This window comes from Porphyromonas gulae DSM 15663 (assembly GCF_000378065.1).
GTDB lineage: Bacteria > Bacteroidota > Bacteroidia > Bacteroidales > Porphyromonadaceae > Porphyromonas > Porphyromonas gulae.
Genome location: NZ_KB899151.1, coordinates 53869 through 67586, shown reverse-complemented (window position 1 = coordinate 67586; position 13718 = coordinate 53869). Strand labels below are relative to the sequence as shown.

At 51.5% G+C, this 13718-nt stretch carries 12 protein-coding genes; 10 read left to right on the top strand and 2 right to left on the bottom strand.

Annotation, left to right across the window (positions count from 1 at the left end):
- Positions 1–6 precede the first annotated feature (6 nt).
- From F452_RS0102615 to F452_RS0102600, 4 genes are read left to right on the top strand one after another with little or no spacing between them, the layout of a single operon-like run.
- Positions 7–450, top strand: coding sequence for a hypothetical protein (locus tag F452_RS0102615; protein ID WP_018964709.1), 444 nt, complete (start codon positions 7–9; stop codon positions 448–450).
- Positions 443–1249 (top strand): metal ABC transporter permease, encoded by an 807-nt coding sequence (locus tag F452_RS0102610; protein ID WP_018964708.1) that lies wholly within the window; start codon positions 443–445, stop codon positions 1247–1249. The genes F452_RS0102615 and F452_RS0102610 overlap by 8 nt, the downstream gene beginning before the upstream one ends.
- Positions 1242–4724 (top strand): type IX secretion system periplasmic lipoprotein PorW/SprE, encoded by a 3483-nt coding sequence (gene porW / locus F452_RS0102605; RefSeq protein ID WP_018964707.1) that lies wholly within the window; start codon positions 1242–1244, stop codon positions 4722–4724. The genes F452_RS0102610 and porW overlap by 8 nt, the downstream gene beginning before the upstream one ends.
- 24 nt (positions 4725–4748) lie before the next feature.
- Positions 4749–6170 carry an alpha/beta hydrolase gene (locus F452_RS0102600; protein ID WP_018964706.1) on the top strand — a complete coding sequence of 474 codons (1422 nt, stop codon included), beginning with the start codon at positions 4749–4751 and terminating at the stop codon, positions 6168–6170.
- Positions 6171–6428: 258 nt separating this feature from the next.
- On the opposite strand, the gene F452_RS0102590 is transcribed toward F452_RS0102600, so the two are convergent.
- Positions 6429–7433, bottom strand: a complete 1005-nt coding sequence (locus F452_RS0102590; protein ID WP_026292130.1) for a malate dehydrogenase — start codon at positions 7431–7433, stop codon at positions 6429–6431.
- Positions 7434–7582: 149 nt separating this feature from the next.
- The gene (locus F452_RS13215; RefSeq protein ID WP_394358152.1) at positions 7583–7657 is read right to left on the bottom strand and encodes a DUF1661 domain-containing protein; all 75 of its coding nucleotides are present in this window, start codon (positions 7655–7657) and stop codon (positions 7583–7585) included.
- Between F452_RS13215 and F452_RS13210 the strand changes: the two genes are divergently transcribed.
- The 6 genes from F452_RS13210 (at position 7626) to F452_RS0102560 (ending at position 13625) form a co-directional block, all read left to right on the top strand.
- A complete protein-coding gene (locus F452_RS13210) occupies positions 7626–7748 on the top strand; it encodes a DUF1661 domain-containing protein (RefSeq protein WP_235317470.1) in 123 nt (40 codons plus the stop codon). The two genes, F452_RS13215 and F452_RS13210, sit on opposite strands and share 32 nt — an antisense overlap.
- A gap of 149 nt (positions 7749–7897) precedes the next feature.
- Positions 7898–9058: an AI-2E family transporter gene (locus tag F452_RS0102580; protein WP_018964702.1), complete on the top strand. Its 1161-nt coding sequence runs from the start codon at positions 7898–7900 to the stop codon at positions 9056–9058.
- A gap of 169 nt (positions 9059–9227) precedes the next feature.
- Positions 9228–10928 (top strand): glutamine--tRNA ligase/YqeY domain fusion protein, encoded by a 1701-nt coding sequence (locus F452_RS0102575; RefSeq protein WP_018964701.1) that lies wholly within the window; start codon positions 9228–9230, stop codon positions 10926–10928.
- Positions 10929–10952: 24 nt separating this feature from the next.
- The gene (locus F452_RS0102570; protein ID WP_026292129.1) at positions 10953–11600 is read left to right on the top strand and encodes a DedA family protein; all 648 of its coding nucleotides are present in this window, start codon (positions 10953–10955) and stop codon (positions 11598–11600) included.
- 65 nt (positions 11601–11665) lie between these two features.
- Positions 11666–12601 carry a YitT family protein gene (locus tag F452_RS0102565; protein ID WP_018964699.1) on the top strand — a complete coding sequence of 312 codons (936 nt, stop codon included), beginning with the start codon at positions 11666–11668 and terminating at the stop codon, positions 12599–12601.
- Between the two features lie 4 nt (positions 12602–12605).
- On the top strand, positions 12606–13625 hold the full coding sequence (locus F452_RS0102560) for an NAD-dependent epimerase/dehydratase family protein (protein WP_018964698.1): 1020 nt from the start codon (positions 12606–12608) through the stop codon (positions 13623–13625).
- Positions 13626–13718: the final 93 nt, after the last annotated feature.

Sequence of the window (13718 nt, the reverse complement as noted above, 5' to 3'; positions counted from 1 at the left end):
GAAGAGATGAGCAACATCTTGATATTGATAATCGGCGTACTCGTTTTGGGGCTTATAGCCGCCCTGACCGAGATCCGCCATTCGTACAAGCGAAGAGCTGCCGAGGCCAAGGGTGAGTCGCTTCCGGAGGAGCCTGTACGAGTGGTGCCGCAGGGGTGTTGCGGTATGCATATCACTTGCGAGAAGGACAGCCTGCTGACAGCCGTGAGCAAGGGCATCGTCTACTATGACGATGAGGAGCTGGATCGCTATGCCGGCGTACTTCCGGAGGAGTATAGCACCGAAGCCGTCGAAGAATTCGAGGAGGTGCTCTCCACGCTGCAAGAGGAAGAGGTACCGTCTTGGATTCGAAGCCTCCAGATGCGACAGATACAAATGCCCGTATCCATCAAGGAACAAGCCCTCTTTATCGTATCCGAACACCGTATCCAGCACAGACACGATGATTGAAGCACTACAGTACGGATTCTTTCGCAACGCTATAGCGGGCAGTCTGCTCACAGCCATTGTGTGCGGCCTGCTCGGCTCTTATGTGGTGGCTCGGCGGATGGTATTCGTCAGTGGGGGGATTACGCATGCTTCTTTCGGTGGCATCGGGATGGGGCTTTATCTGGGGATCAATCCTTTCTTGTCAGCTGCCGTCTTCGCCGTGCTCTCTGCTTTGGGTGTACAAGGGGTGACACGAGCCGGACTCCTGCGTGAGGATTCGGCCATCGCGGCTTTTTGGTCTTTGGGTATGGCACTGGGTACCCTTTTCATTGCGCTTACACCGGGGTACAGTACGGGGCTGTCTTCTTTCCTGTTCGGCAATATCCTGCTCGTTTCACATACGGATTTGTTTCTCCTCGCGCTTATGGCGTTGGCGATGATCGCCGTATTCGTGTTCGGCTATCGTACGATCCTCTATACGGCTTTCGATCCTGATTTTGCCAGTACACGAGGGGTCAGGGTTCACCTCGTGGAGATGCTTATGTCCGTGGCTGTGGCTTTGGGTATTGTACTCAGCATCCGTTTGGTGGGCATCATGCTGCTGATGTCGCTCCTGACCCTTCCTCAGAGTATCATGAATCTCTTTACTTCGCGCTTCTCTTCGATCCTGTTCGGTTCTGTAATCTTGGCGACTTTGGCAGCCTTCACGGGTCTCTGGGGCAGTTATAGTCTGGGGATCCCTTCCGGAGCTTTCATCATTCTGGTGTTGGTGGCCTTGTTCCTTTTAGCCAAAACGATTAAGTCCTTTGTCCATGCGTAGCCATAGATTTCTATACCTCCTCGCATTCTATCTGCTTATACCGATAGCTGTCGTATTCGGTATGCTGTCCTGCTCCACATCGAAGAATACGGCGGCATCCCGATTCTATCACAATTTCACTACACGCTATAATGTATTCTACAACGGACAGAATGCTTATAACGATGCCTATGACAGACTGCTCGAAAGCCACACGGAGGGTTATTCGGAGGAGATATTCCTCGATCCCATCACGGCTCAGTCCGGACAGCAAAAGACCAAAGAGGGAGGGGCTTTCGATCAGGCCATTGTCAAAGGGAGAAAGGCTATCCACCTGCATAGTATTCGTACCAAACCGGAGCGCAAGCAAGGTTGGCAGAGCGATCCCAAGGCCGTGGCTTTCCAGAACAAAAGAGAATACAACCGTTTCCTCCACAATGCATGGATGCTCGTGGGCAAATCGCAGTTCTATAATGCGGACTTCCTGCAGGCGCAAGCTACATTTTCTTATATCGCACGCTTGTACAGCAATGAACCGATAATCCGCGATGAAGCTCGTCTTTGGCAGGTACGCTGCTACAGTGAGATGGGGTGGTTGCATGAAGGGGAGCGTTTGCTCGAGCGCATTCCCAAGGATCTTCCGCATGTCGATCGCAGAGGCTTGTACTCTTTGGCTGTGGCAGAGCGTTCGATCCTGTCGGGAGACAAGCACGCAGCCATACCTTATCTCCAACAGGCAGCAAGACAAGAGAAAAACAAGCGGCAACGTGCTCGCATGTATTATCTGCTCGGACAGCTTTTGCAGGAAAACAATCGGACAGAGGAGGCTCGCAAGGCCTATTCCAAAGTGTTGCGGACTTCTCCGCCTTTCGCTTTGGCCTTTGCCGCACGGATCAGGAAGATGGAACTGGAGAGCGAACGGGATCCCCGTACAGTAGCCGCTCGATTGGAACGGATGGCCAAGAAAGGCAAATACAAGGATGTACTGGATCAGATCTTCTATGCAACAGGCAATATATACATGGATATTCCCGATACACTGGCGGCGATCGAAGCATATACGACCGGAATAGAAAAGAGCACGGCACGTGGAGCCGATTTTGCCCTCTGTCAGATTCGTTTGGGCGACATCTATATGCAAAGGAAGCAGTACCTGAAAGCTCAGCCGTGCTTCTCTGCTGCAGCCGGTGTGCTGAACAGACTCAATCCCGACTACAAACGTGTAGCCGAACTTTCCTCCCAGCTCGATGAATTGGTCGGTCATGCCAAGGTCGTGCACGAACAGGATAGCCTTCTTACTCTTGCTGCCATGCCGGAAGAACAGCGGCTGGCCATTATCGACAGCGTTATCAATGCATATGCCTTAGCGGAGAAGAAACGACTCGAAGAGGAGGAGATGGCGAAACTCCAGCAGAACCAAGAACTTTTCAATTCCGAGAGCGATGGATTGGCTCCCTCTCCCATGGGAAAGACACAGAATCCTCCGCCCGGCATGCAGATGAGCGGCACTTCGGGAGAATTCTACTTCTATAATCCTCAACTGATTGCTCAGGGCAAAGCGGCTTTCGAACGCAAATGGGGAAAGCGTGTACTGGAGGATGATTGGAGACGTCGCCGCAAACAGGCCAATTTCGACATCCCCTCCGACAATACTGCTGCTGCAGAAGAGACGGATGAGACGCAGCCCGGAGCTTTGATGACCGAAGAGGAGCTACAGGCGGCAGCTGCCGATTCCGCATCCTCCGATCCATTGAACCGCGAATACTATCTGGCGCAATTGCCAATGACGGAAGAAGCCAAGGAAGCTGCCGGCAAACTCATTGCAGAAGGTTTGTTCGGCATGGGAGCGGTCTTCAATGAGCGGATGGAGAAGTTCGACGAATCGGCCGACACTTACGAGACCCTGCTTCGTCGCTATCCGAACTATGAGAAGAAGATGGACGTGCTCTATCGTCTCTTCATGCTCTACACCCGAATGAACAACAAGCCGGAAGCGGAACGTTGCCGCACCTTGATTCTACAATACTATCCCGAAGACAATCTGGCAAAGGCCCTGAGCAACCCCGATTACCTGAAGGAATTGGCCGCAATGGATCGTCGCCAAAACGAACTTTACGAGCAAGCATTCGACTCTTACCTCAAAGGAGCGGTCGGTTCGGTCAGGAAGAGCAGAAATGAATGCCGCGAGCGATTCCCCCTATCGGAACTGGCACCGAAATTCGACTTCCTCAACGCACTCTGTTATGTGCTGGAGGCAGACTCCAAGGGCTTCACCTCTGCCCTGAAACAGCTCGTGAAGGATTATCCGAAAGCAGACGTCACCGAATTAGCTTCCTCGATGCTTACCGAGTTGCTCCGTGGTCGCTCCATCGTACAGGGCGGCTATACGGGTATCGACTGGGACATTCGTTGGGGCGGTTCGGATACTGCCAACATATCGCCGGACTCTTTGCCTCCTTTTGAAAAGCCCAAATCATTCGAGCGTACCCGTCTGATCCTTCTTGCTCCGGCCGGTGTATTGAACAAAAACAGGGTGCTCTTTGCCCTTGCCTCATTCAATTTCTCCCGCTACACGGAGCAAACGCTGGAAATAGAGCACAGCACGGTGGCTGCATTCGACCAGTGGCTGATGACTGCTCTCCCAACCCCTCGGATGGGCTGGCAGTATATCAAAGATGCTTTCGCTCCGAACGGATTTATGAGTGCGATGGGCGAGAGCAGCCTGTTGTTCCCCATATCGGAGAACAATTACCAGCTGCTTGTCAAGGGTAAAAGCGTAGGTCAATACATGACCTTCCTTGCAAAAGAAGAAGTGCCCGAGACGGCTTTCGTCCTCGATCGCTGGCAGCAGATGACCGGACGAGCGCAAGCTGTCGGCAAAGAGGAGGAGGATATAGAACCTGCTGCTACTCCTGCTCCTATCCTGTCCGAAAAGGACGAGACCGAGGATACCGCTCGCGATAGTACGACCCACACAGATGGGAAACCACTCGTCCCCATCAAACCGCGCAAGGACAGCATCATGACTGCTACTCCCATTACCTTCGACATCGATAGAGAGCAGATCCTCTCCGGAGCCAAGCCTGTGGCAGCCGATTCTTCCACAACCGATACGATCTCAGATGCTGCTGCTTTGCCATCGCTCAAGCAGCAAGAAGGCAAAGACGTCTCGGTAGAGCAGATTCAGCGGCTGGCCAAAGAGCGTGCACAAAACGAGAAGGACGAAAAGAAAGCACTCGAAAAGGCCAAGCGTGAGAAGGAGCGCGATCGCAAGCGAGAGCTGAAAGCACGGGAAAAAGAACGAGACAAAGCCCGTCGTGACAAGCTCAAGGAGCAACGTCTCAAGCAGAAGGAACGCAAGCAGAAGCTCAAAGAAAAAGAACGTGAGCGGAAAGAGAAACTTCGTCAGCGCGAGCGAGAACGTAAAGAGCGAGCGAAAGAACGCGAACAGAAAAGGAAAGCCGGACAGAAAAAAGCCGGTGGAGGGACCCTATAAGGAAAACTATTATTCTCAATCGTTATGAAGCATAAAGTCATTATTATCATCTATGCAGTAGTACTTCTTATGACTACAATGAGCTGCAAGTCGCAAAAATTTGCCGGCGACTGGAGTGGACGTATTCCTCGTGGGAACGGATCCTTGGCATTGGTTTTTCACCTCAAACAGACGGGCGACACTTGGCAGGGCACGATGGACAGCCCTGACCAGAAAGCATTCGGCATACCGCTTTCTTCTGTTACGATCGCCGGCGACAGCCTCAACATCGCTGTCAAGGATCTCCTTCTCTCCTACAGAGGCAAGCTCAAGAGCGACTCTATCCAAGGAGAATTCAGACAAGGACGTTTCGGCACGATGATGTCCCTCTATCGCGGACTGGATGCCGCCAAGTCTTATCGCCCTCAGACGCCTCAACCGCCCTTCCCATACGATGTAATAGAGGTGAAGATCCCGCATAAAACCGATGGTTTCACGATTGCAGGTACACTCACTGCCCCCAAAGATGCAGCCCAAACCAAAGGGACAGTGATCCTGATCAGTGGGAGTGGCTTGCAGGACAGGGATGAAACCATATTCGACCACAAACCTTTCGCTGTGCTCGCCGATCAGCTTACCCGCCATGGCTATGCCGTGCTTCGCTGCGATGATCGCGGATTCGGTGAGAGTGCCGGCGATGCTTCGCAGGCCACGACAGACACGTTGGCCGGCGATATCGAGAGTGAACTGGCCTATCTGCGCCATCACTATCCCCGACTAACCAACAAAGTATTCCTCTTCGGTCATAGCGAAGGCGGTATCATCGCTCCGATGGTCGCTCGCCGTGTAGGAGGAGTTGCGGGTCTCGTTCTTGTAGGGGCACCCTCTGTAAAAGGTGCGGAGATACTGCTTTCGCAAAATGCCGCGATTGATGAAATCGCAACGGGGCAACCGCAGAACGCAGCGAAGCGGGCAGCCATGGAAGAGCTGATCCGCTTGGCCACTGCTCCCGGTACTGCATCGGATATTCGCGCTCGGATCGAATCCTACTGTCGCTCCAACGCTTCCGTGCTCTTCCCTCAGGCAATGACCGATGAGATGAAAGAACAAGGTATCAAGCTCATGACAGAGCAGCTGTCCAATCCATGGATGAGGCACTTCCTTAGCTACGATCCCGCACCGCTACTGGACGTAGCATCCGGAGTGGGCAGCCATCCCCTTCCTCCTACAATGGCTATATATGGTGGTATGGATAAGCAGGTATTGCAGGAGGTGAATATGTCCAAGATGAAGTTCCTCCTCGGTACAGATACGGGCAATACGCCCAACAAGGTAGTGTACCTGCCTATGGTAAACCACATCATGCAGACGGCCGAATTCGGCACGCCCGATGAGTATGCTTTCCTCGACAGGACAGTGGACACGGAGCTTATGGATGTAGTCTGCTCCTTCCTGGACAGTCTCTGATAGTCATCCCCCTACAACAGAAAAGCCGAAGCCCTCTTCAATGCAAGAGAGTTTCGGCTTTTTCCTTTATGTCCAAATGCTCAAGCGAAGGAAAGGTCCGGCAGCGGAGAGCGGCTTATGCTACCGACTGACCAACATCGCCAACAAGCCCCAAAAAGCCAAATGAGCCGAAAAAAGAAAGAGAGAGGGAGCACCGAAACGCCTATCGTTCGGATGCACCCTCTCTCTCAAGAGTATTATCATTCAAAAGGATGAACCTTACAGATTCGGATTCACCGTCTTCCAGTCAGCGATCGCAGGAATGATGCCCATGGCGATCACTTCGTCGCGCAGCTTAGCCAGGTGGCTATAGCTTTCCTTGAGTTCAGCGCGCTCAGCTTCGTTGCCGAGTTTGCTGATATCGCTGTGCTTCACGCCATCTTTCGTGAGAGTAGTCTCCATAGCCATCATGATGTGCTCGAAGCCCGGCTCGTTCACATAGCAGCCGGCCGGCCAACGGAAAGCTTCGCCACCCATGGCAGCACGAATCATTTCGATAGACACGTAAGAAGGGCTTTGGAAAGACGAGCGACCGCGTAGTTTGATAATGTTGGCCCCACCTTTCACGACGCGCTGTTTCAGTTCTGCCCACTGCTCATTGGTCAGCTTGTCGGTACCGATCAGATCGGTCAGAGGCGTTCCGTTTACCTTGGCTGTGCTGGCGAAAACAGCCATCTGCTCGCCATGGCCTCCATAAGTACGCGTATTGGTCACGAGACTTTGTTTGATGCCGAAGTGCTTAGCCAGTTCGCTTTGCAGGCGTGTGCTGTCCAGACCGGCCAACGTAGTCACCTGCGAAGGCTTCAGCCCTGAATATATGAGCGTAACAAGACCGGTGATGTCAGCCGGATTGAAGATGATGATCACATGCTTACAGTCAGGACAATAGCTCTTGATGTCCTTGCCCAGCTGTGCAGCGATTTCGGCATTGCCTTTGAGCAGATCCTCACGGGTCATACCCTCTTTGCGCGGAGCACCGCCCGACGAAACTATATATTTGGCATCCGTAAGAGCCTCTTTGATGTCGGATGTAAAGGTCAGATTCAGGCCTTCGAATCCGCAGTGACGGATTTCCTCTGCCACACCCTCCAAGCCTACTGCGAAGGGATCGTACAAACACAAATTAGGGGTCAGACGCATCATTGCAGCCGTCTGAGCCATGTTGGAACCAATCATACCGGCTGCACCGACAATGGTCAATTTTTCTTCTGTTAAGTAGCTCATAACTGTTCCGTTATTAAAAGATTGGGAAAACGTAATTCGGGGATAGCGACTCTTCTTCGACTTTCCCGACATATCTATCAGACAAATATAAGAGTTTCCGAACAATATCCTGTAGACCGGATCAAAACTGTTCATGCGCCAAAAATCAGCTACTCTACAGTCCGCAAAACGTGGCTCGAGAAATTTTTCGTTTTGGTTCGGAAAGTAAAAATTTTACGCGCCACAACGAAAAAATTCTCGCGCCTGTTTTTCAGGATTCTCAGACCGCAATCCGAGCATTTCCCATTCGCATTTTCGAGACAGCAGATCAGCTGACACTCGCCTACCGGCTCGAGCATGCAGGGAGGATAAGCCTCGGTTCAAAAAAGCGATCTACATGGATGATAGTGAAAATTGCAAAAGAAAACAGGAAAAACGACTATCTTCGGTATCCAAACTCACTCACATTCTAATCGATCCTGCCTATGCAAAGCTTTTTTGACCGGGAGTTTACGTTCGACCGTACCGCACGCCTGTTATTTATCATCCTGCTGGTTGGAGGCATTATGGCCATCGCCATCGGTCTGAGAGGTATCCTCATACCTTTTTGTATGGCTTGGATTCTTGCCTATGTGCTGATGCCTCTGGTTCGTTTTGTCCAGTACCGGCTCCATTTTCGCTTTCGCTTTCTGTCGGTGATCACGGTGCTGGTTCTCATATCGGCATTGATCTTTTTTGCCGTTCTCTCTTTGGTTCCTGCTGTAGAAGAAGAGGTAAACAAAACAATATCCCTGCTCCAGCAGTACCGCATCGATGAGAATTTGCTACAGATGCTGCCGGCTCCGATCCGCAAGTTCCTGTCCGAGAGTGGCAGCATGAAGGATCTGTTCAAAGGCATCTCTTACGAGAAGTTGATGGAGAATAGCAAGGAGATATTCGGACAGCTCAATAAGCTCGTCTCCGGGACGATCAGCTTGTTCAGCTACACCACTATCTTCTTCATCGGCGTCTTATACTTCATTTTCATCTTGTTCGATTTCGAAAAGCTGGGCAAAGGGTTTGTCAATCTTTTCCCGGTCGGACACCGTATTCGTGTTAGGAGCATACTCAAAGAAGTGGACAAGAATATGAACAGCTACTTCCGCGGACAGGCCCTGATTGCCCTTTGTGTGGGCATCCTTCTTTCCATCGGTTACAAGATTATCGACTTTCCTCTGGGAGTTACGCTCGGTCTCTTTATCGGTATGCTGAATCTGATTCCATACTTGCAGATAGTAGGTTTGGTCCCGATTGTTTTCTTGTCGGTGCTCAAGGCGGCACAGACGGGACAGAATTTCTTCGTCGTTCTTGCCCTCGGTATAGGTGTGATGATGATCGTTCAAGTAATTCAAGACACGATTCTGACCCCCAACATCATGGGCAAAAGGATGGGCATGTCTCCAGCGATGATTTTGCTTTCGATTTCCATTTGGGGGAGCCTGCTCGGCTTTTTCGGGCTGTTCATTGCCCTGCCGCTCACCATGTCGCTTTACTCCGTGTACAAACGCTATGTGATCCAGGATCCCAAGTTCATCCGAGAGGAAGATGAAGAGGTTGTGCCCAGGAAAGGACTGTTTAGAAAGCATAGCCGAAAGGCGGAAAAATGATTTAGCACGGGCACAAAAGTTTCTCTCCGCTGAACGCCGATTCGTTTGGGGCTGTGTCAGAATTCGGTTTTAGCGCAGCCCCTTTGCGGATTGCCCCGTGATTATTTTATGTCCCAATATCATTACCTTTGTTCACTAATGTAAATAAGGACAAGCAAGACGGATTGATATGAACGAAAATAAGAACAGTGGCATAGAGGAAAAGAAGAGTCTTAACTTCATCGAGCAAATCGTGGAATCGGACCTGTCCGAAGGGAAGAATGACGGTCGAATCCAGACACGTTTCCCTCCGGAACCCAACGGCTATCTCCATATCGGCCATGCCAAAGCTATCTGCATAGACTTCGGTATAGCTCAGCGATACGGAGGCGTCTGCAACCTGCGCTTCGACGACACCAATCCGGTGAAAGAGGACGTGGAGTACGTGGATGCCATCAGAGAAGATATAGAATGGCTTGGCTTCCACTGGGGCAATATCTACTATGCTTCCGACTATTTTCAGGAATTGTACGACTTCGCCGAGCGATTGATTCGCGAGGGACACGCTTATGTGGATGAGCAGACAGCCGAGCAGATCGCCGCACAGAAGGGTAGCCCGACTGTGCCCGGCACGGCCAGTCCGTTCCGCGATCGTCCGGCAGAAGAGAGCCTCGACCTCTTCCGTCGAATGAATGCCGGAGAGTTCGAAGAAGGTGCCATGACCCTGCGTGCCAAGATCGATATGGCTTCGTCCAATATGCACTTCCGAGATCCGATTATCTATCGCATCATCAAGCATCCACATCATCGTACGGGCAACGAATGGAATGTCTACCCGATGTACGACTTTGCTCACGGCCAGAGCGATTATTTCGAAGGAGTCACGCATTCGATCTGCACCCTCGAATTCGAGGTGCATCGTCCCCTCTACAATTACTTTATCGAGCTGCTCAGGAAAGACAGCTATGCACCGCGTCAGATAGAGTTCAACCGCCTGAATCTGACCTATACGATGATGAGCAAGCGCAAGCTGCTCCAGCTCGTCAAAGACGGGCTGGTATCGGGCTGGGACGATCCCCGTATGCCTACTTTGTGCGGCTATCGCCGTCGTGGCTACACACCGGAGTCGATCCGCAACTTCATAGACAAAATAGGCTATACCAAATACGATGGCATTATAGACGTAGCCCTTCTGGAGCATGCTGTCCGGGAGGACTTGAATAAGCGTGCCACAAGGGTTTCCGGTGTAATAGATCCGATCAAGCTGGTGATCACGAACTATCCCGAGGACAAGACGGAAGAGATGGCTGCCGTGAACAATCCGGAAGATGAGTCTGCCGGCGTACATACGATTACTTTCGCTCGCGAACTGTACATAGAGAGGGAGGATTTCATGGAGGATGCTCCCAAGAAATACTTCCGAATGACGCCCGGGCAGGAAGTACGCTTGAAGAGCTCTTACATAGTCCGTTGTACGGGATGCAAAAAGGACGAGGAAGGAAATGTCGTGGAAGTATATGCCGAGTACGATCCGCTGACGCTCTCCGGTATGCCTGAGAGCAACCGCAAGGTAAAGGGCACCATCCATTGGGTATCGGCACAGCACAGTCTGCCAGCAGAGGTACGACTGTACGATCGGCTCTTCACTGACGAAAACCCGTCGGACATCAAAGACAAGACTCTGGCCGAGATGCTGAATCCGGATTCTCTCAAGGTGCTGAAAAACTGTCGCGTGGAGCCTTTCCTCGCAGATGCCGCTCCGGGATCGCACTTCCAATTCCAGCGCATAGGTTACTTCACGGTGGATCCGGATAGCCGTCCGGGGGCATTGGTTTTCAACCGCACGGTTTCGCTGAAAGATTCTTGGCAGAAAGCCCAAAAGAACGCATAAAGAACTTTTATCTCACTCGCACCTATGGGATTTATTCAGTGGTGCCTTGCGCACCTGAACTATTGGACTATCATGTTTTTGATGGCCATCGAGAGTTCGTTTATTCCGTTCCCGTCAGAGATTATTGTGCCCCCGGCTGCATGGATGGCCGCCACGGGGCAAAATGGGCTGAACGTTTTCCTCGTGATCCTGTTCGCCACCATCGGTGCCGGAATAGGAGCTGCCGTGAACTATGTACTGGCTCTATGGCTCGGCCGTCCTATCGTCTACGCATTTGCCAACAGTAAGTTCGGGCATTTGTGTCTGATCAACGAGGAGAAAGTACGGTATGCAGAGCAATACTTCGACAAGAACGGAGCTGTCTCCACGCTGGTAGGCCGACTGATTCCTGCCGTCAGACAGTTGATTTCCATACCGGCAGGGCTGGCACGCATGAAGTTTCTCCCCTTCATCTCTTACACCATGCTCGGAGCCGGCATTTGGAACTGTATATTGGCGGCGATAGGCTATAATCTGGCCAAGGTGCCCGGCATAGAAACGCAGGAGCAACTTTTGGAGAAAGTCAATAAATACAGCCACGAAATCGGGTTCTCCATAATGGGAGTCGTTGTCGTAGTGCTCCTGATAATGTTCTACAAGAAAAAACGACGTTCGGCACGGAAAGGGAACTGAACTCCTTCTTCGCTCCACTCAGGATTCAACCAATAGAAGATACAGACAAGAAAATAATCATCGCTATGGCTCTTACAAAAACTTCAAAACTCTATTACAAAGTCCACGACTACATCCTTATTATTCTGGGATGCTCCATCTATGCTTTTGCGTGGACGGGCTTCATCCTTTCCCAAGGAATCACCACGGGAGGATTGGCCGGTATCTCCACTCTGATCAAAATAGCCACGGGTATTCCGGCTGCGATACCGTACAATATCATCAATGTGGGATTAGCAGTACTCGCTCTGATCTTCTTGGGATGGCGTTTCATGGTCAAGACGGTCATAAGCGTGGTCGTACTGGCCATTATCATCCCGATCGGTGAAGAGTATCTGGTCGTCACGGAGATCGTCAATGGCGCAAAAGTTTTTACCCCTCTCCTACTGCCGGACGAACCGGCCTTAGCACTGGTGATCGGCTCCATTCTTAGCGGTCTGGGGATTGCGGTAGTGTTCTCCGTGAACTCCAGTACGGGCGGTACCGATATTATCGTAGCCATCATGAACAAGTACAAGAACATGTCGTTCGGGCGCGCCATTCTACTGGTGGACTGTACCATTATTTTGTGCTCGTATCTGGTCAATGTCTACATCGCCGGCAAGTCACCTTCCGACGCTTTCAACCTGCTTATCTATTCTGCCGTAGAGGTTATCCTCGTATCTACGGCCTTGGATTGGTATCTCAATTCGAATAGACAGTCCGTGCAATTCCTCATCTTCAGTCTCAAAAACGAAGAGCTCAGCAATGCCATTCAGGAGCGTATCAAAAGGGGGTGCACCCTGCTGGATGCTACAGGAGGCTATTCCGGCCAACCTTGTAAAGTCCTTGTGGTCGTTGCACGCAAGACACAAAGCCTATCCATCCACAGAATCATTCAGGAGATCGACCCCAAAGCCTTTGTATCCGAATCCGTAGTGAGAGGGGTATATGGGGAAGGATTCCAAGCAATAAGGAAATAACAACGTGGGGGACAAGCGAGTTCTCATCACGGGGGCAACGGGCTTCATCGGCGGCTATTTGGTCGAAGAAGCCCTGCGCCGTCAATATGAAGTGTGGGCGGCTGTGCGTCCCCACAGCGATCGCTCACGCCTGACAGACAGCCGGATCCGGTTTGTAGAGATCAACTACCACGATCTGTCCGATATTGCTCGCTTGGCTGACGAGACGGCTCCCGAAGGTGAATCCGCATGGCACTTGGTTATCCACAATGCGGGTATAACCAAAGCTCGGGACACCTCTCTTTTCAGAGAGATCAATGCAGAGCAGACCAAGCGTTTTCTGATAGGATTACAGGGGGCAAAGCACTGTCCCGAACGCTTTGTCCTGATGAGCAGTATGGGCAGCTATGGAGCTCCTCCCGATGACTGCCAACCTCTTTCCTCCTCTTCCGTCCCCGATCCTACGACTGCCTATGGAGAGAGCAAGTTGCTGGCAGAGCAATATGTGCAAACCTTTGCCAAAATACCCTATACCATAATACAACCCACAGGAGTTTACGGTCCTCACGACCAAGACTATCTGATGGCAATCCGCAGCGTCGATCAGGGATTCGATTTCTCCACGGGCAGTACGCCGCAGACACTCACTTTTATTTACGCAGAGGATCTGGCTTCAGCGGTTTTCACCGCAGCCGAACACCCCGATGCAGCAGGGCAGAAGTACATTGTTTCGGACGGAAAAGAATACACAGATATAGAGTTCGGACGGATGATCCAACGCCTGCTCGGCCGAAAAAACGTATGCCATTTGCGCATTCCCCTGCCTTTAGTAAAAACCGCCTGCTACATCGGTCAAAAATGGGCAGACCTCAGCGGCACATTGACACCGCTCAACCTTGATAAATACGCCATCATAGCCCAACGCAACTGGCGGTGCGACTCTTCTCCGATCAGGGCAATCGGTTTTTCTCCTCGCTATAATCTGGAGCAGGGTTTGGCCGAGACCATTCGTTGGGCACGCGCCACCGGCAAAATTCGCCGTTAGACGCCCTGGTTCCTTCTGCCGGTTGTATCGGATATTATCGCTATCCATCCAATCCAACTTCCCGGGGTCCTTCCTACAACCATTAGACTTAAA